This window comes from Taishania pollutisoli, from assembly GCF_014518315.1.
GTDB lineage: Bacteria > Bacteroidota > Bacteroidia > Flavobacteriales_D > Crocinitomicaceae > Taishania > Taishania pollutisoli.
Genome location: NZ_JACVEL010000001.1, coordinates 155,062 through 179,018 on the forward strand (window position 1 = coordinate 155,062; position 23,957 = coordinate 179,018).

The following is a 23,957-nucleotide window of genomic DNA, read 5'->3' on the forward strand; positions in this document are numbered from 1 at the left end:
TTATGCAAAATGGTCATATCGCAATATTGCGACATGACCATTTTGCTATTCAACCAATTTTATCTTTTTAAGGGTTTTCAAAGTCTGGCTTCCGAATGTATATAAAATGACTAACCCAATCACTACTCCCGTGAAATTAGCTATCAAATCCTTCCAGTCAACCGTTCGCCCCGGAACAAATCCCTGCAAATACTCCAACATACAACTCAGGAAAAAAGAACACAATGCTGCAAAAACCCATTTATTTCTCGGAAAGAGTAACCCTGCATTTATTGTCAGTACACTATACGCAATCAAATGTCCTACTTTGTCATTGATTTTAATCTCGACACCGCCGGAAGGGGGTTTTAGACTTAAATAAACGATACCGGAAACAACAAGAATCAAACTTATCTTAATCCACTTCATAGCGAAGTTCTTTTCCTTTTTTAACCGCCGGAATACCTTCTGTTAACCAACGTGGTGCTGGTTGTCCTTGTAAATAATGATCGAAGAACTGACGCATCCGAATACTCAAGTCCCTGCGATTCGCCATCTTCATCAAGTTATGTCCGTCACCATTGTAGTTGAGTAACCAACAAGGTTTCCCCAGGCGACGCATACCTGTAAAAATTTCAATTCCCTGGTACCATGGCACTGCTCCGTCATCATCGTTGTGCATAATTAATAAAGGTGTCTGAACATTCGGCAAGTGAAAAACAGGTGAATTTTCCACGTATAACTCAGGTGCTTCCCAAATAGTTTTCCCGATGCGACTTTGTGTCTTTTCATATTGAAACTGGCGACTCATCCCTGTAGACCATCGGATCCCTCCAAATGCGGAGAACATATTTCCAACAGGAGCACCTGCCATTGCAGCTTTGTAGCGATTCGTCATTGTGACCAGCTGAGCAGTCTGGTAGCCTCCCCAACTTTGTCCTTGTAACCCCATTCTTGTTGAATCAATATTGGTATATTTTTTCAGAACGGCATCTGTACCGCTCATAACACAATCATAAGCACTTTTTGCAGGGTATCCAGGTTCATAACGAATATCCGGAATAAATACGACATAACCGGCAGAAGCGTACTCCGTAGGAAAGATAATGGAAGCCGTCGGGCGAGGTGCGTAGTGGTTATGCAAATCATCTGAATACAATTCATAATAATAAACTAGCAGCGGATACGATTTACTCGCATCAAAGTCCTCAGGTTTATATAGTAGCCCTTCCAGGTTCAATCCTTTATATGTTTTCCATGAAATCAATTCTACCGTTGCCCAGTTATATTCTTGCTGTTGGGGATTTGTTACCGAAATTTGCTTCAATTGTTTACTATCATTTTTCCAGTAACTCAATTCAGGATATTCTGTTACTGTTTGCTTACGAATTGAATAAACCGGTGCGTTTTTTGCTTTTTTCAACGATGTAATTTTTGCATCCCAGTAGTCTTGCCTTACCAAGGTATTTTCTTCAAAAGTATATAAGTGAGAACCTTTCGTTTGTTTGTCCAACCCAATGAGGTAAAAATTATTTAATTCAACAAAAGAAGAATCCCGGTTCCATTGCTGAACAGTGAATTCAATATTGTTCTTTTTACCGATATCCTGCGTCAGTGAAACCAGTTTTCCAACTGTAAAATCATATTTATAAAAATCATTTTTCTCGCTAAAATAAACTTCTGTCCCATTTTTATTCCAACCGTAAACACCAATGACGAATTCTTCCATCGGCATCCCGTTTTTATCCCCGGACCACGTCTTTCCTTTCTCCGTACACGTCAGACATTCGTCGGAATTTGTTAGTAAATTCACTGCATAATACTGGCCATTTTCATGATTAAAATAGACAAACTGATCTCCTTTTCCAGATAATTCAACTGCAGTCGTTGTTCCTTTTTTGACCAATTTTCTATCACCGGTTTTCAAATGTACCAGATAATAGTCTTTCTTGCCTGAAATGTCCCACATGTATTCCAATTCATAAGGTCTGGAATTACTCGCTAAAGCAAACTCCTTTAACTCATAGAAATTAGGTTGGATAGATAGTGTATCGTCTTCTAAACCTATAATTTTAGCTTGTTCGAAATCGTACGCATACCAGTATGCCTTGTTCGCATCTCTCTTTACACCCGATAACTGTTGCGTCTGCAAAACAGGTTCATTATACGTCCACACATCTAATTTTGGCTTTTCACTCTCAATCAGTGTATCCTTTGGCTCCTGAACAGGAATTTCAAAAACACCAAAGTACAGCTGGTCATTTACATCAGAAAAACGAGGTTTTATATTTTTAACAACTGTCCATTCCTTCGGAATATTTGCTGAAGTCGTATCAACTAAACACGAGAGTTCTCCTTTTTTCAAGTCGTAGTAGAATAGTTCAAAGACTTTAGTTTTTGTAGTATCCTGAGCCCCGAGGAATGCCAATCGTTCTGATTTTTTATCAAAAACAAATCCTTCAGCTGCTGAAAACGTCTTCCCCAATTCCCGGTGTTGAAATGAATTCAAATCAAGCAGATTAACTCTGCAGGTATCATTGATATGTTGAACATAAACAAGTGTTTTCCCCGTCTCAGAAAGAGCATACTCAGTTACGTCTTTAAATGCGATCTTGTTCCCATCGCTTAAACTCCAAAGACGCAGCACCTTTCCGTCTGATTTAGGTTCTTGCTTTTTTTGAGGTTCTTCTTTTTTCTTTTTATCTGAAAACCCGAAAAATACATCGTCTCTTGATTTCTTTTTAGGATCAATCGACTTTCCCGTTTCAGATGTTTTTAGTGTATTTTCATTTTCAAGGTATAGCAACCAGTTGTGTTTTTCTCCTAATTGGTGGGATTTTACATTCGAAATTTTTACTGTTTTCCCGGTTTGAAATGAATATACAGCAAGGGAATCCTTGGGCCATTTCTTTTTATCAATTTTTTCCAGTTCAACTTTTCGCAAGGTGTCGTATCCTGCTTCAATGGTATATACCAGAAATGTTTCATCCATCGAAAAACTTGCATTTTTTGCCCTGAGAACAGAATCTGACTTTTCTGTCTCCGTGTTATACCAATACAAGTACGTATCTCCTTTATGAGGTTGGATTTCATATGTAATGTATTTTCCACTTGGTGATACTTGTTCGTTTTTCAATGTCTTCCATTCATCGAATGCATGATAGTCAATGACCTTTTTTTGTCCGAATGCATGTGTTGCTATCAAAAGAAGAAAGGCAGCTATAAAAAGAATTCTTAATTGTTTCATATGATGAATAAATGTTATCTTAAACTGGTTAAAGATGTATTGACGAGGGTAAAAATAATAAATATGAAAGGAATATCAATTTTTATCAATATGGAGATATCGCAATATTACGACATGAAGATAAAACGCAATTTATCAAATATTTAATTTGTTCAATTCAAAATTATTCACTACATTCATATAGAAAATCAAAACCTATCTTTTAAATTCCTTTTACTATGGGAGCTACAAAATATGAAATATACCCGTCTGAGGTCGTTGAGTTCACTGAAATACTAAAAGCCATCGCACATCCAGCCAGAATGCAAGCCGTTTTAATTGTTGCAGAAAGTACGGATGAAGACATCACAACCAAAGAACTAAAGGCTGCGATTAAACTTTCACAAGCAACATTGTCACAGCATTTGAAAGTGTTAACTCATTCAGGAGTATTCAAGACAAAAGTTGTCCAAAAAAACAATAAATGCCATCTCAGTTACAGAATCGAACAGGAAGCATTGGTCATGATCACACAGATTATAGGAAAAATACTGAAAAATACAGACATCAAATCGGATAATAACTATGCTGTTCTTCAAAAGTTTCATTCCAGATTTCAAGCATGTACAAATTGGCAGTCGTATTTTAAAACCTGACATCAATCTATTTTCCGCTGTATTATATTAAATATTCGCACCTCTATTTACAAAAATCTTCAAATAATCGACTAAATTTGCGGACTCAAATTCTATGTTAAAGATTACTTTATGACAGTTTCGGAAATACGTTCGCAGTTTTTAAGTTTTTTTGAGTCAAAAGGCCATAAAATTGTTCCTTCAGCACCAATGGTTGTGAAAAATGATCCGACATTGATGTTTACCAATGCTGGTATGAATCAGTTCAAGGATTTCATTCTCGGAAATGCAGTCCCGGATAACAGACGGGTGGCCAATTCTCAAAAATGTTTACGTGTTTCGGGAAAACATAACGACCTGGAGGAAGTAGGAGTAGATACCTATCACCATACAATGTTTGAAATGCTAGGAAATTGGTCCTTTGGAGATTATTTCAAAGAAGAGGCAATTAGTTGGGCATGGGAACTACTGACAGGAGTATATAAAATCCCTGTTGATCGTTTGTATGTCACTGTATTCCAAGGTGACGAAGCTGATGGCGTCCCTGTAGATGCAGAAAGCATAGAAATCTGGAAAAAGTATATTGCCGCTGACCGCATTATTCCGGCCTCTAAAAAAGATAATTTTTGGGAAATGGGTGATACGGGACCATGCGGACCTTGTACAGAAATTCATGTGGATTTACGATCCGATTCCGATCGCAACAAAATTGACGGAAAAACATTGGTCAATGCAGATCATCCTCAAGTGATCGAAATATGGAATAATGTATTCATGGAATTTAACCGAATGGCAAATGGCTCCTTGGTTTTGCTTCCTGAAAAACACGTGGATACAGGAATGGGATTAGAACGTTTGGCTGTCGCATTACAAGGTAAAACATCAAATTACGATATAGATTTGTTCCAATCTTTGATTCAAAAGATGGAAACAATTTCTGACGTAAAATACGGGGTGAATGAACCAACCGATATTGCACTGAGAGTTATAGCCGATCACGTCCGTGCTATTGCGTTTTCAATTACTGACGGACAACTACCGTCTAATACAGGTGCAGGGTATGTTATTCGTAGAATTTTGAGACGAGCTGTTCGATACGGTTACCAAACATTGAACTTAAAAGAACCGTTCCTGTGCGAGCTGTCAACCAAATTGGCAGATGTAATGGGTGATGCATTCCCGGAGCTCAGAGCCCAGCAAGAATTGGTCTACAAGGTTATCAAAGAAGAAGAATTAAGCTTTTTCCGAACCTTGGAACAGGGGATAAAAAGAATAGAAATGTTAATGCAGAATGTCAAGTCCAAAGGAGAACTTATTATTTCCGGATCAGATGCATTCGAACTGTATGACACATATGGCTTTCCCCTGGATTTAACCTCCCTGATTGCACGGGAAAACGGGCTTTCAATAGATGAAAAAGCCTTTGAAACAGAACTCAACAAACAAAAAGATCGCTCAAGAGCAGCTACAGCATTGGAAACAGATGACTGGGTAATTCTACGAGAAGATACTGTTGAAGAATTTATTGGTTACGATCACCTGGTGACAACGGTACATCTTGTAAAATACCGGAAAGTCATACAAAAACAAAAAGAATTTTACCAATTGGTATTCAACCTGACACCTTTCTATCCGGAAGGAGGAGGACAGGTTGGAGACAAAGGATATATAGAGGTTAACGGAGAAAAAACGTTTATTTTTGATACCAAGAAAGAAAACAACCTGATTGTTCACCTGGCAGAAAGGTTACCGGAGAATGTCGGAGTTGCTTTTCAGGCTGTTGTTGATGTAAAACGACGTTTTTTGTCTATGTGTCATCATTCTGCAACACACTTATTACACCATGCTCTCAGAACTGTTTTAGGAACGCACGTTGAACAGAAAGGTTCATTAGTAAGTCCTGATTATCTCCGTTTTGACTTTTCTCATTTCTCAAAAGTAACCGATGAGCAATTAAAAGAGATCGAAGAATTAGTTGTATTGGAAATCCGAAAAAATGTCGAATTGGAAGAATTCAGAAACACCCCTATGGAAGTCGCAAAAGATATGGGGGCAATGGCATTATTCGGAGAGAAATATGGTGATACTGTTCGCGTAATTAAATTTGGAGATTCTGTCGAATTGTGCGGAGGAACGCATGTTACATCTACCGGACAGATCGGATTGTTTAAGATAACTACCGAAACAGCAGTGGCTGCTGGTATAAGGAGAATTGAAGCAATTACCTCTGTTGTGGCGGAAAACTTTTACAAAGAACGGTCAGAAACATTAGGACAAGTTGCACTTGTTCTGAAAAATCCGAAAGATCTTGTTAAAGCTGTTTCTGATCTGCAAACAAGAAATTATGAATTGCAAAAAGAGATTGAACGCTTCCAAAAAGAACGCGCAATCATCGTTAAACAGGAATTGAAATCAAAAGTGGTAGAATTGAATGGAACACACTTCCTTGGTGAAACGGTGACAATGGATGCTGGTTCTGTCAAAGACATCTTGTTCCAGTTAAAAGGAGAATATGCGAGTTTTCTGGGGGTTGTCGGAGGAGATCAGGGAGACAAATGCTCACTGAGCATCATTTTGACAGATGACTTGATTCAAAACAAGGGATTAAACGCCGGAAATTTAATCAAAGAAACAGCCTCATTGATCCAGGGAGGAGGAGGAGGACAACCGTTCTTTGCTACAGCCGGGGGAAAAAATACAGCAGGATTAAATTCTGCGATAGAACTAATTAAAGGAAAATTGTGATATCGCAATATTGCGATATGTACATACCACAATATTGTCAACGATTAAAAATTCAATTATATCGCGGTAAACACCCGCTTACCGCGATATTTTTTACCACTCCTTTAATTCCCCAAGGCATTCCCCAACAAAAAAGAGCCGGATACATAACACATCCGGCTCTTTTTTAATAACTACAACAAAACAAGTCTCTTAAAATCCCTGAACCCCATTTACAGTTGTATACTTCAGAATATTTTTCTTATCCGGATGAATACGGGCAAAAGCAGACTGAACAGCCAAAGTACCTTCATGAAATCCACACAAGATCAGTTTTAATTTATTTTCATATGTATTGATGTCCCCGATTGCATAGATGCCGGGGATATTGGTTGAATAGTCCAACGTATTTACTTTAATCGCTCCCTTTTCAATTTCCAGTCCCCAATCAGCAATCGGACCCAAGGCAGGTTTTAGTCCAAACAGCGGGATAAAATGATCCGTTTCCTTCGTATATTCTCCTTCCGAGTTATGCTTAATGGTAACACTATCCAACTTTTCGGATCCATTCAAACCAACAACCTCTGCTTCCGTAACTAATTTAATCTTCCCCGCTTCAGCCAGGTCAATCACTTTTTGAACAGAATCCAGGTGTCCTCTGAAAGAAGCAGAGCGGTGAACCAATGTTACCTCACTTGCGATATTCTTTTCTGTCAGGAAGATCGACCAATCCAATGCAGAATCTCCTCCCCCGGCAATTACACAACGTTTTCCTCTATAAAATTCAGGATCTTTGATAATGTATTCAACGCCTTTATCTTCAAAATCCTCAATATTTCCAATTGGCGGCTTTCTAGGCTCAAATACTCCCAGCCCCCCTGCAATCATAACAACAGGAGCAATATGTTTTGTTCCTTTAACAGTTGTAACAATAAACTTATCGCCCTCTGTTTTATCAATTGATACTGCCGCCTCACCTAAAGTAAAACCAGGTTTGAAAGGTGCTGCCTGCTCCATCAGGTTATCAATCAGGTCACCTGCCAGTACAGAAGGGAAACCCGGAATATCATAAATCGGTTTTTTCGGGTAAATCTCCGAACATTGGCCTCCGGGTTGAGGAAGCGAATCAATCAGATGACATCTTAACTTCAGTAATCCCGCTTCAAAAACTGTGAACAGTCCTACCGGACCTGCTCCAATTATTAATATATCTGTTTCGATCATTTCGATGATGTTAGTTTAAATTTCGGGTGTAAATTTAAGCAAAAGAATGATGTTATCTGCCGTATTAACATACCTAAAGGGGTAATTTCAATAGATAAAGGACACCTGATTTAGACTCAACATAAGATCCATCGACATTCTTCATTTATTTCAATCATTTTGTTTTCAAACACTTGCTTTACACCTGTTTTATTTCATACTTTTGTTAAATAATCAACAAAAAGAAAGATATGAGTTTAGTAAATAAATTATTTCTCTTAACAGCTTTGACCGGATTTATGGTACTTACAGCGTGTAAAAAGAGTAAAAAACAACAAAAAGAGATTGAAAAAAGCATTCAGGAAGGAAATTGGAAAGTAACAAAATACGTCGATTCCGGTGAAGATGAAACCTATCACTTCAATGGGTATACATTTACATTTGACGGTTCAGGAACAATTACCGCGACCAACGGATCTTTTTCAAACAGTGGTACATGGAGCATTCAAACAGATGACAGTAACGATGATTTAGACTTCAATATCTTTTTCAACAATATCAGCAACAATTTTGACGAGCTGAATGATGATTGGGACATCCTCTCTAATTCAAAAACAACAATTGAATTAATCGATCGGGATGATGACGGTAATCACGATTACCTGACCTTTGAAAAAAATTAAGATCAAACAATGAGAGAAAGAAGTATTGGAAAACCCGGTACTTCTTTTTTTTATCTCATCAGGGTGATGTTTCCCTTAATGATATTCTGAAGTCCACCCACACAATCTACCTGCAGGTAATAATCATATACATCCGGGTCGAGAAGCTTTCCTCTAAACGTTCCATCCCACCCTTTATTTCTGTCTGTCGTTTCAAAGACCAGTTCCCCCCAACGGTCATAAATTCTGAATAAAATCCCTTGGATCATTGCACCATAAACGTACAACACATCATTTTCTCCGTCTGCGTTTGGGGTAAATGCATTGGGGACAAACACAAACGGATCATCACAAACAAACGGAAATACCTGTACCCAAACCGTATCCATTTTCTGGCAGACACCGTCTGAAATAAACACAGTAAACTTAGTTGTTTCATCAATTGTCGCACTTGTTGATTGCGTATATGGACTGTTTACCACATTCGTCGGAAACCAGATGTATTGGTATCCGTCCGGCATCGCTGTTAACTGAGTTTCTCCTCCTTCCGGGACAACTGCAGGATTTGCTGTGGCGTCAATCAACGAGTCAGGAATACTTCCCACAGCAATCCAGATCGAATCTTCCGCAACACATCCATTCAATGCCGTTGCTGTTACGTATATGTATTGCGATTGCTCCGGGTTTACCTGCACTTGGTTAGTTCCGTTTCCACTGACAATAGCACCTGCCGGACTCCACTGATAGGTAAAATTCACCGCAGGATTGGAATTAACTGCCGTCAATGTGCTGATTTCTCCGAGGCATAGAGTATCATCTCCGGTCAGATGGATGGATGAACCGATAAAATCAACGATTACACTATCTACCCTGGAACAACCCGGGTTGGATACCTGTACATAATAGGTTGTCGGACCGGATGGTGTAATCACCAGGGTTGAATCGGCCGTATTACTGTTTAATACCGGTGATAGAGAAGGATTGTCACTCCACAAAAATGTATCTGCTGTCCCGTTTGTGAATGCCGTCAGGTCTAATTGACTCGGAACACACAATACCTGATCGGGAGTCGTCGTCAATTGGATCGGGTCTGTAACCGTAATTGTAATCTCCGCACTATCTGTCAGCAAACAAATACTGTCTGTAACATACAGCTTCACCAGGTACGTTCCGGGAATGGTATAGGTGATCGTCGGGTTAAAAATAACAGAGGTCGTATCATTGTTTCCAAAGTCCCACAGGTAAGAGTCAGAACCAGAAGAAAAATTATCAAACGTTACAGTAAACGGGGCACACCCAATAGTTTCATCCACGGTGAATTCAGCATTCGGTATGAGATTAAAATCGAATTTAAACACCAGGTTGTTGCAACGGGTGCTCATGTTATTCATCGAATGTGCTCCGGTAGTTGTCGGAAAGTCGCTGAATCCACCGCAACCTCCGCAAGCAGATTGGTAAACAATTCCATGTTTATCAAAACGGGATGTTCCTCCGTCCACGTGCTCCTGAGCCTGATTCCCTCCAAGGTAGCTTCCGTATAAAATATCGGAAAAATCTCGTTTTAATACAAACAGGTAGAAATCAAATCCATTCGGAGAATTTGTTTGAAAGGCATCCGGAGTAACAGGCATGCCCGATAACAATGATTGCTGCAAAATATTCGCTCCCCAGCCACACACATATATGTTTCCGCAAATATCCACCATGAATGCTGAAGGTGAAATGTTTATCGTCGACGAACCGTTTCCAAAAACAGTTGCGTTTTCAAGTGCTGTAAGTTGCTCATTCAATTTGGCAATGAATTGAGAACTTCCCGCATTTGAATAGGGAGCATTCAGTACAGGGAATGTACCTCCTGCACTCTGTCCGAGTAAGAAAACTTTATCATTCCTGTCAATTTCAATAAAAAACACCTGATCCAAATTTGGTGTGCCGACATACGTTGCCTGTGTAATTGTCTGCCCGTCGGGAGTCAACTTGAAGACGAATCCGTCTGTTTTCCCGCCGTTATAAGTACTTTGCCATCCACCTGCTGTTCCGGGCAGGTTATTCGAACTCGTCCCTCCCCCAACGACAACATTGTACGATGAATCTACTTTAACGGAATAACAGGCATCGTTATTGGAACCTCCATAGTAAGAAGACCAAATCAGAGTTGATAAATCTGAACTCAGTTTAAACACGACTCCGTCTTGTCCTCCGGCAAGTGTCGGTTGAAAAGCATTCTGAACAGGGAAATCCATTGACCGGGTACAGGATGCAATAATACAATTTCCCAATTGATCCAACATCACCTCTCCCCGGAACTGATCACCGTAATTATTGGTTAATGAATCATAAGACGCGTACGTACTGTAATTTCCGGACGTCAGTTTATAATTCACCCCGTCGTTCCCGGAACCTCCGAAATAAGTAGAGGCGAGCAGATTGTGTCCGTTAGCGGATAATTTCGCCACATAAATATCTGTTCCTGCCGCATTGTAATAAACGCCATTGTAGTAATAATTCGATCCGGATGTTCCTCCTGCATGTGCAGCCTGGTAGCCATTCACAATCGGGAAATCCAGGCTGGATGTCGCCCCGTACAAATACAGATTATCATTCTGGTCTGCGATCAAACTATGGACGGTTTCTGTCCCGTTCACACCATTCCCCCCTCCCAGGAACGTGGTCCAGATCATGGTTGTACCATCGGGAGAATACTTTGAGATGAAGACATCTGTGATCCCGTAGGTCGGGTTTTGGGTAACTGTAAAATTGGAAGTAATATCGTATGCATTTGCATCCGGTGTGGGATAATTGTTTCCATAGATCGTTCCTCCGGAATAAGCAGATCCGTCATAAGCATATGTCGCGGTCATTCCGAAGTTATCCGTTACCGCCCCACTATACGTTGCAAAGATTAATGTCGGATCAATAACCAGCTGTACCGTCGGATCGTATGTTCCCAATTCAAATGTCAGAATAGCACCATTCAGGATAAATTTACATGGTACATCAATAATTTTACCATTTTTAATCTGATAGGCATAGGGTTTTTCTTCCATAATCTGCCCTGCAGGTGTGACGATATTCAAATTTCCTTTGGCATCAATCGATACCTTATCGTGACCGGCTATTTCAATTTTAATCTGCGCGGGATCTGTGGAAGGATGTACGTGAAATTCGTACTTCAGGTTCAGTTCATCTTCAATTAGTTTTAAATCAATTCCATCGTACAGATTTTGCAATACCGCTTCTGAGTACCCTCGCACGTCACTTGCCCATTTCCGCTGGTCATTCCCTATAAAATAATTGTAGTACATGTCCGTTTTACCGGATTTTTCAATGCCGGTTATTTCATTGGAATGCTGAAAATTAAAATGAACGACATGCTGTTTGTTTTCATTTTTAGGGGAAGCTGATTTTCCTACATGCGCTTCGTTTGTTTCCCTGAAATCTTGTAGATGAAATACGAACTTGTGTTGTTGAACCCACATATTTCCTCCCTGAAATCTGGATTTGAAAAGAACCTGTTCATCCCACTGACCTTTATTTTCAACAAAAGCATGGTGAATGGAGTGCTTATGCGCAATTTCCTGCGCGCGCCCATTGAACAGCATAAAAGCGAATGAAAGAAAAATCCAATGCTTCATAGAGTAGTGAAGTTTTTGCTAAAATACTAAATTTAATTAGTAGACGCAAAAATTAATCGGAAGGTGCTCAAACAGGTAAAAAAATAACAGTTAATCCATCCAAAATCAGCTAAAAAGAAGAAAATTATTAAAATTCAGCAATTTTAATGGAACCATGCCCAACAGTAATTTTTGTTTTTTCAAATTGACGATTAAAACGATCAATGATAATCTTTGCTTCTTCACGTGTCATATAGGTTCCCGCTAATACGCTCATTTCCTCCTTAAATTTCTTTAAAATCGCAGCTGAGCGGTAAGCACTCAATAAATCGTTATTACTCAGTTTATACTGATTTTTCAAAGCTGAAATCGCAGGATTAGGGGAACTGAAGTTCGATTTTACAGGATCCGTATATGAATTTACTTCCATCATTATCCCCCGTTCAATATTGATCATCACCTCGCTGAAGCGCAGCCGCTTAAATGCTTCATCTTCTTTTCCTGCACTTCCGTAGGTTATTTGTTCCGCAACTGCAATATCTTTGGTAACCTGAACACCATTCCACTTTCCGATCCCCTGTCCTCTGGCAATAATAGAAAACTCTTTTTCTTTATCCAGCATTGCTTCAAAGAACTGACGCAGAGAAATACTGTCTTTCTCATCCAATAGATTCCCTTTCAGTTCGTACTTATCCGATTCAAACTGGTCGACTAATTGCAACTGTAACCGTGCATTGTAGTTCGGTTTTGAATCAATAAGGGAAAGATGCAGCATCACCTCATCCGCCTGATTTGAAAGTACTGATTCAGGAATGGCAATCAAACGCACTTCAAAATCTTCCGATTTGTCTGACGCCGGGAACTGGAATTCCTGCGTGTACATATCAAATGTAGCTGAATCGGCAAACAGGTATAATCCGTCTTTTTCGGTATGTGATACCCAATTGTATCCCATCAATTGCTTGTATCCGTCCAATTTCAGCTGATACCTGGCACGTAAGTCAATTGCCTCCAGTTTTTCTTTCTCCAACTCCTTGATTTTTGCCTTATACCAATCAAATTGCTGGTACAGTGAAACAATCGTATGCTGTCCGCTTCCTTTTTGTTTTTTCCCCGAATAGGTTGTCGGCTCCGCATCCCAGTTATCAGCTCCCACACCGGCCTTTATTGCACGTTTCTTCGCTTTCTTAACTTTTCCGGATGGTTTATCCGAGGTCGTAATCGGCTTGTACCCCAAATCTGAATAGCTTTTCTCTGCTTTTACAATTTTCAGTTCCGTTTCTTTTTTCTTTTGTGTATAGTATTCAATCCAGTATTCGTATCCGCGCTTCCCGGATATTTTTTCGGTCAGACCGGCAATTTTTACAAATTCCAGTTCATTGATCAGGCTCTGGAACGTCGTTCCTGAAGAAAACGTACTATCGGGAGACAGGAAACGTGTTTCTCCGGATCCAAATAAATGGTACGATTTTCCGTTTTTTTCAATCACTACTGTTGTTTGTTTGGATGCATTGTATCCCCACACGTCAAAATGGAGGTTAGTTGCCCGGTTCTCCCCAACAGTTGTTAAATCCGTAATCGTATAGCGCATCGGCTCCACTTTCGGCTCCTCTTTTTTTGTTGTTGGCTGCGTCAGATACACCTGGTAGGGAAATAAGCCGATTGCCTTGGGAAGCCCTCTGTTCCATCTACCCTTTTCGTCTTTTTCACGTTCATCCAACAACCCGGATGTAAGACTCCCGTCTCCGGCTGCTGTGAGTACATTTACAAAGGTTGTGTATTCTCCTCCGAGGTAGGTAAAAATTTCTTTTGTTCGCTGTTCAATGTATTCATTGATTGTGGTGGAAATTCCCTGGATTACCAGTAACTCATCCTGATCTGTCATACCTCTGAACGAACCGAGTTGAGCTACTTTATCATCCAACGACAAACCAGGGTTCAACACATTGTCCAGACGCGGATGCGGAGCAGTTCTATCTTCATTTAACACAGAGGGGGGCATGTGCTTCATCAAAATCGCTTCAAAACGGGCGTACCTGTTTTCATACGTATTAAAAACAGGGTCTTTGGTGCGTTTTGCCAACAACATTTTATTGAGTTCCCAGATGGCCGTTTTGTTTGCCGCTTCCGCTAAGATCCCTTTTGCGGACTTAGCTATTTCCTGTTCACGGATAATTAACATATCCGGGTTATTGATAATTACCGATTCAATGGAATCATAATTCAGGTTGCCGTTGGCAAATTTCACTTCATCTCCACGGTACTCAAAGTAACGTCCGATGTGATCATTGAGAATGGGACTTTTCTTAACAATATGAAACAAATATGCCCGTTCTACCGGTGACAACGGTTGTTGTTGACCAAAAACAGTTTGAATAAAAGCAATTCCTATGATAAGCAGTACATAAATTTGTTTCATTATTCTTTGTTTTAACTATAACCTGAATACCGCTCAAAGGTAACAATTGATTCCGAGAAAAGATTAAATTCATCCGGGGATTAACAATCGTTCATACTCCCTGAATTAAAATTTCACCTGTGTTTCCCAAGGCCTGTTTCGAGCATAAAAAAAGGACTGAAAAACAGCTATCTGCTTTCCAATCCTTACTGATTTGCTCCGGGCAGAGAACTACCTTACAATTGTAATAAACCCGGAACAGAATCCTTTCATTGCAGGATCTTCGCAATCAAAATCATCAGAAACAACCTGGTAGAAATAAACCCCTTCTGTCAGTTCATGTCCATTTTTGTTCCGCCCGTCGAAAACGGATGTTACATTGTGCATTTCATAGACAATATTCCCCCAACGGTTCATAATCAAAATTTTGTAGGTGAAACATTCATCCAACAGAACAGGCATTGCCAGGTAATCGTTCACACCGTCTCCATTGGGTGTAATTACGTTCGGAACCACAAAATCAGACGGCGAAACTCCCGGAGGGATGACAATAGCACCTAGCGTATCGTACTGACAGCCGTGCTGATCTGTAATTGTTAACATCAGCGGATATGTTCCTGCTTCCTGGAAAAGTTGTGTGTATATCGGACCTGCATTAATAGAGGTTCCGTCAATGTTCCAGTTGTATTGATAAGCATTATTCAAAGGTGTTGCGTTACCGTCAAACTTTTGAAAACAGTCTACTGCGTAATCAAAACCTGGAGTAATCGGGGTTGACACTGTATAACTGTCATCCCGTTCGTTGTAACATCCAAAAGCGTCTGTTACTTCATAATGCACAGCATAAGTTCCTGGTGCAACATTTGTTATGTTAATTCCTCCGTTCACTACATTATCACCCGAAAATGTTCCTCCTGATGGCTGTGGTGCAACTGGTGAAAAACCACTTTCATAACAGTAAACAGGATCTAAACTCATGACAATGATCGGCAAATCGTGTACATTGATTGTTTCTGTTGTTGAACCAATACAACCATTTGCATCTACATATGAATAGTCAAGCGTGTGTGATCCGTCTCCGTACGTTTCAGGAAGAAAAGAAAAGGATGCGTTCGTCCCGTTTACTTGTAATTGTCCACCTGTCGGTGCTACCTGAATGGTCACTGCTGCGGCGTCGATACAGAGATCATCCGGCGCCGTGATTGTCGGTTCAGCCGCTTCCACTACCTGTACGGCAACTCCCGTTGAATTCTCGCAACCATTTCCGTCCGTATATTCATACGTCAGGTTGTAGCTTCCGACTCCGGCAGTAGCCGGAGAGAACTGGTTTCCGGCAACACCTGTTCCACTCAATTGACCTCCGGCAGGAGATAACTGAAGGTTTGCATTCTGCACTTCCACACAATAAGGTGACGCAACATTTGTTATGGCAACTACCGGAAGCGGGTTAACGGTAATTTGATCGGTAGCACTATTGTGACATCCATTTTCATCCGTATACGTATATGTTACTGTATATTGTCCCTGCCCTGCAGTAGCCGGGTTGATTGTTGCTCCGGTAAATCCTGTTCCCGAATAAACGCCTGTCGCAGATCCTGTAGGTTGTGGTGACCCGACAGCAGTTACCGCTGCTCCGTCAACACATACCTCATCCTGAATGGATACACTTACATCCGGTACAAGATCATCTATTTCCACTTGAAATGTCTGGGTAATTCCCCCTGCGTCTGTAACTGTACATGTATATGTTCCGGCACACAATCCAGTAGCTGTCTGTGTAACTTGTGCTTCTGAATCATCCCATGCGTATGTGTACGGAGCTGTTCCCCCTGTCACGTTGATTGTTGCTGTTCCTGCACAGGTAGATGTCATCGGGGGAATACATGTACTATTACAATCTGCGTAAGTAGGTGTTCCATTTCCAGACCACGCACCACCATCCGGAATTCTTCGGTATGAATAGTCCAGTACAACAGCACCACTTCCGATGTAATTTTTTCTATTCGCCGGAATATTATCGTATGAGTTCAATGAAGGTGCAGAATTACATCCGGTCAAAGACGGAACACATGGCTGACCTGAAACACCTGCGGAATTAATCCAGGATACAGCATCCTGGGGAACACCATTTGCATCGTAAAACGCAAACCATCCACCTGCATTCGGGAACCATACCCGTGTACCGTTGGAACATACTCCGGGATCGTTAATATTGTACGGGACAACTACTTCTACAACATTTCCACCATTAGCATATAATAGATTTGCAGGTACCGGTGACATGTTTTGTCCCCTCACCATACAAAATCCTCCCGGAGGAACAATTGTTCCCGAAGGAATCCGAAATCCTCCGTTTCCTTCACTGGTGTTGTTTCCCAGGTAATAACAGGAAATATCAATCGGCTCACACAGGTTCGGATTGTAAAGCTCAATCCATTCTCCTCTTCCATCTCCTACTCCACCAAAGCCCGAAATGGATCCGTCATAAGCAGATGGTGAAATCATCAACTCATTAATCAGAATGCTGGGACCCTGGTAATTGCATCCGGAACCATTGCAAAGTATATTGACAGTTGTATCGAATGAAGCTTGCATGGATTGCGGAGTTTGTTGAATACATTCGCTATTGACAAAATTAGATGTAAGCCCGTTACGTGCAAAATTAACAAGGGTTCCATTGAAATTCGGATTTACACTATTAATTACATTTGATATTGAAGTATTATTGCCTGCCGGCACTCCTTGATCAAAGTTGTATAGGTGAATCAATCCGGGTTCATTTCCTACAATAGTCTGGTTCATGAGTTGCTGAATTTCAGCAATAGACTTTTCACTGTTCCATATTCTCAGCTTATCCATTTCTCCTGTGTATAGCTGTGATATGGTATATATAGGCTCATCATATTCTTGCCCTAAGCTAAATCGATCATTGCTTTGAATAGTATAAGGATAATTCATCGTACCTTCGAGTGTTCCATCTATATATAGTTTAGAAACTCCGTTATTATAAACGTACGCTACGTGATGACATACTCCGTCTAAAACACCTATATTTCCGACGAGTACATTATTCGTCTGCCCGACAGGAACATTGACAACGATTTTGTCACTTGTATTCGGTCCTTCTATCGGGCCCCCAAATCTAATCACAAGACGATTCAAATCTCCCGTAGCTCGATTAATAGCAAAAATAGAAGAGTATTGCTCTTGTTGAATTACATCGGGTTTAATCCATAATTCAACGGTAAATGCAGTCAAACCAGCCAAGCTAGCTGAAACCGGGTCCAGATTAACATAGTCATTGACACCATCAAAATTTAAAGCATTATCTTGTCCATAAGAAAAAGGAACTATAAGTAAAGACAAACAAAACACAAGTTGTTTGATAGTAGTAAATTTATTTTTCATGATAAATTTTTAGTTGATAGTTAAACTAATTTTCAACGAAAATAGTTGCTTAGGGCAGTGTAAAATAATAGATTTTTCAATAAAAAAACATTTTTATTGAAAAATTTTAAAAAACATACATCTAATAATTAGCCATTTAGAAACAAAATATGGTCTGATTCTGAATTGAATGAATGCAAAAACACGCATTTGTTATTAAAAAAATTCTTTCCCTGCCTCAGCCTCAAATAATCCTTTACTTCATAAACATCAATTCATCCAGATCAACATCAAACATAAAATCATGTCCTTCAGCAATGATATATGCATTTGGGTGCCCCGGAAATTCCATCTTGAAGTAGGTTGTACAATAGATTAATTGCGCCGCAGCCTTTCCAAACACCATCAAACTCCCTCCGTTATCTCCCTGAAATTCGACAATTGCATTCCGGGCTTCCACGTTTCCTAATAACGATCATTTCCGGACAACCTGCCCAAAACAAGTTAGTGACTCTTACATCCCCAGTTACATGAATGAATGACCCGCCCCCCATTCATTCCAGTCAATTTCATTTTTCACCGTTAAATTTTCATCAATGATCATTACCAGTTTCATGTATTAGTTTTTAAATATCGATTGTTTTGCTCGTAATCGCTTGTATAAATTTTGTGTATTGATTCGTTCAAAGAATATATCTTTTTCAGACAATTCATTGATAATTTCTACTGGCTGACACTCGCTCAAAAGGTCTTCCTGAAGAACTTTATATGCTTCAAAATTACTCATAAATTGAATGTTATTTTCTTTGTTATTTACCCGCCAGGTATTTCCATACGCACGATCAAAACGGATTTCACCTTGAATTTCAAAGAAGTGCTCCTCCGGGTAAAAGAATGCTGCCTGTACATTTCCGTAAATCGTTGCACTGTAATCATTGTAGTCTCCGATCAATGCATTTTCAATTTCAACGTTTCCACAGACAATCAGCGTTCCTGCAGTGATCAGATTTTCTACTTTCAGGTTGTTTCCGACAAGTATCAGTGTTGAAGGGTCATCAAAATGTTCGAGTGTTCCATTGACAATCAAATCTCCGGTGACAATCAGATTGCAAATTCCACTTTCATACATGTCAAAATTCCCTTCAATGATAAGGTCGCCTTCACACACGATTGTATCTTCTTCAAAATAGGCAATCCCATCCAGATGGGCATGTACAATTCCGGGATCTTTGAGAGGAAAAGTTGTTATTAATGCTTTAATTTCTTCGGGAGTAATTTCCTGTTTTAGAACACTCTTCGTGTTAAGTAGTCTCATTTTTCTACGATTTAATTGTTAGCTGTATTATGTTCAGAGACGAAGGTCTCTTACCAAACACCGCTAAATTTACTCAAAAAAGCAGAACTGCAATTGCTTTTTCAGAGATAAACGTCCTAAAAAAACAATTCATTGATAAATTACTCGGAACCAACAGGTCGAATACAACAGTTGTCAGCCTGACAATGATTCACAAAAAACGTAGCAATTTTGTTAAATCTCACTTACATTTGTTTAATACAAACACAGATAATTGAGAATGGAACAAAAAATCATCCGGTCATTACATGACTTACGAGCGAAAAATCCATTGGTGCACAACATTACCAATTTCGTAGTGATGAATACTACCGCCAACGCACTGTTGGCAATCGGAGCTTCTCCGATGATGGTACACGGACACAAGGAAGTGGAAGCGGGAGTAGAAGTTGCCAGTTCACTGGTCATCAATGTAGGAACCGTGGATGACTACTGGGCGGAAAGCATGTTAAAAGCGGCACGAAAAGCACAGGAATTACAAAAACCGTGGGTCCTGGATCCTGTAGGAGCAGGATTATCGGTATTCAGAAATGAGACACTGGAACAATTAATTGCTTACCGTCCGACTGTCATAAGAGGAAATGCATCTGAAATTATGGCATTGCATCAATTTTCAATGAACAGTGGAAAAGGTGTCGACAGCACCAATACAAGTGATCAGGCACTGGATGCAGCCAAGGCATTAACAGCTGCAACCGGATCAATCGTGTGCATTTCGGGTGAAGTGGATTATATTGTAACTGAACCGTTGATTATTGCGGTGAAAAACGGTCATCCCATGATGACCAAAGTAACGGGATTAGGATGTTCTTCTAGTGCTGTAATCGGTGGTTTTCTCGGGTTAAACAGTGATCCGTTTACGGAAGCTGTAAGTGGAGTAACTTTGTTCAGCCTGGCAGGAGAACTGGCATTCAAGCAAGCAAAAGGACCGGGAAGCTTGCAAATGGAATTGTACGACATCTTGTTCAATCTGGATGAAACAACCATTTTAAAGCACATCAGAATGTCTAAATATGAATAATGCCTTTCCATACCCATTGTACCTGGTGCTTTCAGAAAAAGATTGCACCCATTTACATTGGCTGGAAGTAGCGGAACAAGCAATAAAAGGAGGGGTAGACATCGTGCAACTGAGAGAAAAAAATTGTTCATTTGACGCGTATCTGCGAAAGGCAAAGCAGTTAAAAGAACTAACGGATGCACACAACATTCCGCTAATTATTAACGACGCTGTTGATGTTGCAATGGAGGTTCAGTCCTGGGGAATTCATGTCGGAAGATCGGATATGCGACCTTCTGAAATCACTCAATTACCAGGTCATCCTGTGCATATCGGCTGGTCACTGGAAGTGATTGAACAATTGGACAGTAACGAGTTGAAATTTGTGCATCATCTGGGGGTAAGTCCTGTATTTTCAACCCCGACAAAGACAAATACCATTACTGAATGGGGGTTAAACGGTATCCGACAATTGAAAGAACAGACTTCCATTCCACTGATTGCCATCGGAGGCATTCATTCGCACAATGCAAAAGCCGTACTCGAAGCGGGAGCAGACAGTTTAGCAGTCGTTTCAGCCATCTGCGGAAGTAAAGCACCGCTTGAAGCGGCATATCAATTAAAACAGATTATTCATGACACACAACAAACAGTATAAAACCATTTCAGTATTGAGCATCGCCGGGTTTGACGGAAGTGGCGGAGCAGGAATCCAGGCTGATACCAAAACGATTTCTTCACTGGGTTGTTATGCGACCAATGTACTGACAGCCTTACCTGTTCAGAACACACAGGGCGTACAAACTATTTTTGAAATTCCGGGAATAGCAATTGATCAACAGATTACATCCATTATGGACGACATTTATCCGGATGCAATTAAGATCGGAATGGTTCACAGCGTTGAATTGGTCGAAATCATTGCGAAACATCTGAGAAATTATACCGGTCCGGTTGTTTTTGATCCGGTGATGATTTCCACCAGCGGACATCAACTGATCAAAGATGAAACGATTGATGCCTGTAAAACTCATTTATTCCCATTGGCCACATTGATCACTCCCAATTTGGATGAAGTAAGCGTGTTGGTCAATAAAAAGATCAGTACCGTTGAACAAATGGAGGAAGCCGGGAAACAGATTGTAGAAATGGGAACGCAGGCTGTACTGGTAAAGGGCGGTCATCTGCAGCAGGAAGAACTGACTTCTTTCCTGGTACGAAGCAATCAACCGACAGAGCAGTTCAAATCGCAGCGCATTGCATCTAAAAACACCCACGGGTCGGGTTGTACCCTCTCTTCGGCAATTGCCAGTTACCTGGCACAGGGATATTCGCTCAGTGAGAGTGTTAAACAAGCACAAGCCTACATTCAACAAGCCATTGAAACGAGCAAAGATCTCATCATCGGAAAAGGAAACGGGCCATTGAATCACTTTTTTGATCCTAAAAAACTAATTCTGAAAACTGTCTGATGGATCTGCATTATTTCCTTTTGAAAACAAAAAAGCGACGAGATAAAAACCCGTCGCTTTCACACTATTTTCACCAATAAACTTATTCTGGTTTGATTCGTACGATCTGGTTATTTTTCAGGACAACCAATTCACTGTTTTTCTGCTTTTTAAATTCCAACAGTTTTTCGTAAACTTTTTCCAATCCTTTCAGGATCTTTCCTTTCTCTTCTTTTTGCCGCTCAATTTTCGTCATAAATAACTTTTAAGCAAATTAAACTTCTCGTCATTAGCGATGATCAATTCTCCAAATTCCTTTTCGGCAATCAACTCATGCACTCCTTCCGAGTTATCAAAGATATAACTATTATCAACGATAGGCAAATATATGTTGAAAAGATTTCTGATCCCTTTCAGGTACCTCCGTTCAATTACTTCCGGTTGAATGTTGTGTCCGCCTTCAGAAACCCTCGTTTTTACGCGTTCTTTTGCCAATTCAACTGATTGGAGCCAGAAAAACAAGAGTGTTACGTCGTACCCGTTCTTTCGGGCTTCCGTTATTTTATTCCGGTAACTCCTTGTTGAAAGGGTTGTTTCAAATGCGAAATTTTCATGGTCAGCAAACAGTTCATTGATTCTGTTCAGCATGATCCTTCCTGCTTCTATTGCTACTTTTTCTGGTTGAAAAGGAGACAGTCCTTTGGCAATTTCATCCGCATTGACAAACTCCTTACACTCTAAAATTTCAGGCAAGATCGTAAATGAAGCAGTTGTTTTACCCGCTCCGTTACATCCGGAAATAATATATAACTTTTTGTCTGACACATCCACAAAAATAGGAAATATTAAGTAAGCTTTTCTAAGAGGAAGTCAGAAAGCGTATGAACTTCTCTGTCTACCTCCCACTACCTGCAGGTTTATTTGTTCTTTTCTCCTTCATTCCCTCCAAAAGGAGAAGACAACACCCATCCTGAAAAACATCAATCAACAAAAAAAGCGACAGTTCCCCGTCGCTTTTCCATTATCCTGAATAATTGAATTACAATCCCAGCAATACTTCGTATGGATCTTTTCCTCCGAAAATCATTCGCTCCGGATTCTCAATCATTTCTTTTACTTTTACAAGGAAACCTACCGATTCCTTTCCGTCAATGATACGGTGGTCGTAAGACAACGCTAAATACATCATCGGGTGGATTTCCACTTTCCCGTCAATGGCAACCGGACGCTCAACAATGTTGTGCATTCCCAGAATGGCAGATTGCGGCGGGTTGATGATCGGTGTAGACATCATGGAACCGAATACTCCACCGTTGGTAATGGTAAATGTCCCACCTGCCATATCATCCGGAGTAATCTTCCCGTCACGTGCTTTTACCGCCAGACGTTTGATTTCAGATTCGATCTCCGCCAATGTCATTTGTTCTGCGTTGCGCACAACAGGTACCATCAATCCTTTCGGTGAAGATACCGCAATACCGATATCCGCATAGTTGTGAAATACCATTTCGTTTCCATCGATCTGTGCATTTACCGCAGGGAACAAGTTCAATGCTTCTGTTACTGCTTTTGTAAAGAAGGACATGAATCCCAAATTCACTTCGTGGTGCTTTGCAAAGCGATCTTTGTACTTGTTTCGCAAGTCCATGATCGGTTTCATATCTACTTCGTTGAACGTCGTCAACATCGCCGTTTCATTTTTCACGGAAACCAGACGTTCTGCAATCTTACGACGCAACATGGACATTTTCTCACGGCTTTGATCACGTGTTCCACCCCAACCTTGTACAGAATCAGCTGCAAAACCTCCTGCCATCGCTGCCAGTACATCCTGCTTTGTTACACGACCATCTTTTCCCGTTCCGTTGATTCTTGATGTATTGACACCATTCTCTGCTGCAATTTTAGCTGCTGCCGGAGATGCTGTTCCCGTTGCATAATTTTTTGCAACAGGATCCGGGTTCGGAACTACTTCTTTCTTTGTTTCCTGTACGGGAACTGCAACAGGAGCTTCCGCTTTTTTCTCTTCTACTGCTACCGGAGCCACAGACCCTGCAGGACGTTCAGCAGATGTGTCAATCAGACATACAACTTGTCCAACTTTTACCACATCACCATCCGCAGCTTTTAATGTTATTACTCCACTTGCTTCCGCAGGCAACTCTAATGTTGCTTTATCAGAATCTACTTCCGCAATTGCCTGATCTTTTTCTACATAATCACCATCTGACACCAGCCACTGAGCAATTTCCACTTCGGAAATCGATTCTCCCGGGCTTGGTACTTTCATTTCTAATACTGACATTGTCCTTGGTTTTTATTAA

17 protein-coding genes are annotated in these 23,957 nt (G+C 40.4%); 6 read left to right on the plus strand and 11 right to left on the minus strand.

Annotated elements, in window-relative coordinates; genetic code table 11:
* Nucleotides 1-45: 45 nt before the first annotated feature.
* The gene (locus tag H9Y05_RS00645; RefSeq protein WP_216713223.1) at nt 46-408 is read right to left on the minus strand and encodes a VanZ family protein; all 363 of its coding nucleotides are present in this window, start codon (nt 406-408) and stop codon (nt 46-48) included.
* Nucleotides 395-3,226 carry an alpha/beta hydrolase family protein gene (locus H9Y05_RS00650; RefSeq protein WP_216713224.1) on the minus strand — a complete coding sequence of 944 codons (2,832 nt, stop codon included), beginning with the start codon at nt 3,224-3,226 and terminating at the stop codon, nt 395-397. Before H9Y05_RS00650 ends, H9Y05_RS00645 begins: the two co-directional genes overlap by 14 nt.
* Nucleotides 3,227-3,444: 218 nt before the next feature.
* On the opposite strand from H9Y05_RS00650, the gene H9Y05_RS00655 reads away from it, so the two are divergent.
* Together H9Y05_RS00655 and alaS are read left to right on the plus strand one after the other, a co-directional pair.
* Nucleotides 3,445-3,861: an ArsR/SmtB family transcription factor gene (locus H9Y05_RS00655; protein WP_216713225.1), complete on the plus strand. Its 417-nt coding sequence runs from the start codon at nt 3,445-3,447 to the stop codon at nt 3,859-3,861.
* Between the two features lie 111 nt (nt 3,862-3,972).
* Nucleotides 3,973-6,585, plus strand: coding sequence for an alanine--tRNA ligase (gene alaS, locus H9Y05_RS00660; protein ID WP_216713226.1), 2,613 nt, complete (start codon nt 3,973-3,975; stop codon nt 6,583-6,585).
* 192 nt (nt 6,586-6,777) lie between these two features.
* Here the strand turns inward: alaS and H9Y05_RS00665 are convergent, their stop codons facing one another.
* Entirely contained in the window at nt 6,778-7,788 is a 1,011-nt protein-coding gene (locus H9Y05_RS00665) for an NAD(P)/FAD-dependent oxidoreductase (protein ID WP_216713227.1), read from the minus strand.
* A gap of 230 nt (nt 7,789-8,018) precedes the next feature.
* Between H9Y05_RS00665 and H9Y05_RS00670 the strand changes: the two genes are divergently transcribed.
* On the plus strand, nt 8,019-8,450 hold the full coding sequence (locus H9Y05_RS00670) for a hypothetical protein (RefSeq protein WP_235992059.1): 432 nt from the start codon (nt 8,019-8,021) through the stop codon (nt 8,448-8,450).
* Between the two features lie 50 nt (nt 8,451-8,500).
* Here the strand turns inward: H9Y05_RS00670 and H9Y05_RS00675 are convergent, their stop codons facing one another.
* The 5 genes from H9Y05_RS00675 to H9Y05_RS00695 all read right to left on the minus strand — a co-directional run bounded on the left by H9Y05_RS00675 (nt 8,501) and on the right by H9Y05_RS00695 (nt 19,143).
* Nucleotides 8,501-12,064, minus strand: coding sequence for a DUF7948 domain-containing protein (locus H9Y05_RS00675; RefSeq protein WP_216713228.1), 3,564 nt, complete (start codon nt 12,062-12,064; stop codon nt 8,501-8,503).
* 127 nt (nt 12,065-12,191) lie between these two features.
* Nucleotides 12,192-14,462: a hypothetical protein gene (locus tag H9Y05_RS00680; protein ID WP_216713229.1), complete on the minus strand. Its 2,271-nt coding sequence runs from the start codon at nt 14,460-14,462 to the stop codon at nt 12,192-12,194.
* A gap of 210 nt (nt 14,463-14,672) precedes the next feature.
* On the minus strand, nt 14,673-17,849 hold the full coding sequence (locus H9Y05_RS00685) for a LamG-like jellyroll fold domain-containing protein (protein WP_216713230.1): 3,177 nt from the start codon (nt 17,847-17,849) through the stop codon (nt 14,673-14,675).
* Nucleotides 17,850-18,084: 235 nt separating this feature from the next.
* Complete coding sequence (locus H9Y05_RS00690; protein WP_163492237.1) at nt 18,085-18,288, minus strand: hypothetical protein; 204 nt, start codon at nt 18,286-18,288, stop codon at nt 18,085-18,087.
* 159 nt (nt 18,289-18,447) lie between these two features.
* Nucleotides 18,448-19,143 (minus strand): bactofilin family protein, encoded by a 696-nt coding sequence (locus H9Y05_RS00695; RefSeq protein WP_216713231.1) that lies wholly within the window; start codon nt 19,141-19,143, stop codon nt 18,448-18,450.
* 259 nt (nt 19,144-19,402) lie between these two features.
* On the opposite strand from H9Y05_RS00695, the gene thiM reads away from it, so the two are divergent.
* The 3 genes from thiM to thiD are packed head-to-tail and all read left to right on the plus strand — an operon-like array spanning nt 19,403 to nt 21,654.
* Nucleotides 19,403-20,203 (plus strand): hydroxyethylthiazole kinase, encoded by an 801-nt coding sequence (gene thiM / locus H9Y05_RS00700; RefSeq protein ID WP_205729593.1) that lies wholly within the window; start codon nt 19,403-19,405, stop codon nt 20,201-20,203.
* Nucleotides 20,196-20,840, plus strand: a complete 645-nt coding sequence (gene thiE, locus H9Y05_RS00705; protein ID WP_216713232.1) for a thiamine phosphate synthase — start codon at nt 20,196-20,198, stop codon at nt 20,838-20,840. Before thiM ends, thiE begins: the two co-directional genes overlap by 8 nt.
* Nucleotides 20,818-21,654, plus strand: a complete 837-nt coding sequence (thiD, locus tag H9Y05_RS00710; RefSeq protein ID WP_163492241.1) for a bifunctional hydroxymethylpyrimidine kinase/phosphomethylpyrimidine kinase — start codon at nt 20,818-20,820, stop codon at nt 21,652-21,654. Before thiE ends, thiD begins: the two co-directional genes overlap by 23 nt.
* An 82-nt stretch (nt 21,655-21,736) precedes the next feature.
* On the opposite strand, the gene H9Y05_RS00715 is transcribed toward thiD, so the two are convergent.
* The 3 genes from H9Y05_RS00715 to odhB all read right to left on the minus strand — a co-directional run bounded on the left by H9Y05_RS00715 (nt 21,737) and on the right by odhB (nt 23,938).
* Nucleotides 21,737-21,889, minus strand: a complete 153-nt coding sequence (locus tag H9Y05_RS00715) for a hypothetical protein (RefSeq protein ID WP_163492242.1) — start codon at nt 21,887-21,889, stop codon at nt 21,737-21,739.
* The gene (locus tag H9Y05_RS00720) at nt 21,886-22,458 is read right to left on the minus strand and encodes a zeta toxin family protein (protein WP_163492243.1); all 573 of its coding nucleotides are present in this window, start codon (nt 22,456-22,458) and stop codon (nt 21,886-21,888) included. The genes H9Y05_RS00715 and H9Y05_RS00720 overlap by 4 nt, the downstream gene beginning before the upstream one ends.
* Before the next feature lie 214 nt (nt 22,459-22,672).
* A complete protein-coding gene (odhB, locus tag H9Y05_RS00725) occupies nt 22,673-23,938 on the minus strand; it encodes a 2-oxoglutarate dehydrogenase complex dihydrolipoyllysine-residue succinyltransferase (RefSeq protein WP_216713233.1) in 1,266 nt (421 codons plus the stop codon).
* Between the last annotated feature and the right edge of the window lie 19 nt (nt 23,939-23,957).

Excerpts from the sequence above, each read along its gene's own strand:
- H9Y05_RS00715 (WP_163492242.1), bottom strand. The coding sequence starts at position 21,889 with ATGACGAAAATTGAGCGGCAAAAAGAAGAGAAAGGAAAGATCCTGAAA.
- H9Y05_RS00645 (WP_216713223.1), bottom strand. The coding sequence starts at position 408 with ATGAAGTGGATTAAGATAAGTTTGATTCTTGTTGTTTCCGGTATCGTT.
- H9Y05_RS00665 (WP_216713227.1), bottom strand. The coding sequence starts at position 7,788 with ATGATCGAAACAGATATATTAATAATTGGAGCAGGTCCGGTAGGACTG.
- odhB (WP_216713233.1), bottom strand. The coding sequence starts at position 23,938 with ATGTCAGTATTAGAAATGAAAGTACCAAGCCCGGGAGAATCGATTTCC.
- H9Y05_RS00670 (WP_235992059.1), top strand. The coding sequence starts at position 8,019 with ATGAGTTTAGTAAATAAATTATTTCTCTTAACAGCTTTGACCGGATTT.
- thiE (WP_216713232.1), top strand. The coding sequence starts at position 20,196 with ATGAATAATGCCTTTCCATACCCATTGTACCTGGTGCTTTCAGAAAAA.
- H9Y05_RS00680 (WP_216713229.1), bottom strand. The coding sequence starts at position 14,462 with ATGAAACAAATTTATGTACTGCTTATCATAGGAATTGCTTTTATTCAA.
- H9Y05_RS00650 (WP_216713224.1), bottom strand. The coding sequence starts at position 3,226 with ATGAAACAATTAAGAATTCTTTTTATAGCTGCCTTTCTTCTTTTGATA.
- H9Y05_RS00685 (WP_216713230.1), bottom strand. The coding sequence starts at position 17,849 with ATGAAAAATAAATTTACTACTATCAAACAACTTGTGTTTTGTTTGTCT.
- H9Y05_RS00675 (WP_216713228.1), bottom strand. The coding sequence starts at position 12,064 with ATGAAGCATTGGATTTTTCTTTCATTCGCTTTTATGCTGTTCAATGGG.
- thiM (WP_205729593.1), top strand. The coding sequence starts at position 19,403 with ATGGAACAAAAAATCATCCGGTCATTACATGACTTACGAGCGAAAAAT.
- H9Y05_RS00695 (WP_216713231.1), bottom strand. The coding sequence starts at position 19,143 with ATGAGACTACTTAACACGAAGAGTGTTCTAAAACAGGAAATTACTCCC.
- H9Y05_RS00655 (WP_216713225.1), top strand. The coding sequence starts at position 3,445 with ATGGGAGCTACAAAATATGAAATATACCCGTCTGAGGTCGTTGAGTTC.
- alaS (WP_216713226.1), top strand. The coding sequence starts at position 3,973 with ATGACAGTTTCGGAAATACGTTCGCAGTTTTTAAGTTTTTTTGAGTCA.
- thiD (WP_163492241.1), top strand. The coding sequence starts at position 20,818 with ATGACACACAACAAACAGTATAAAACCATTTCAGTATTGAGCATCGCC.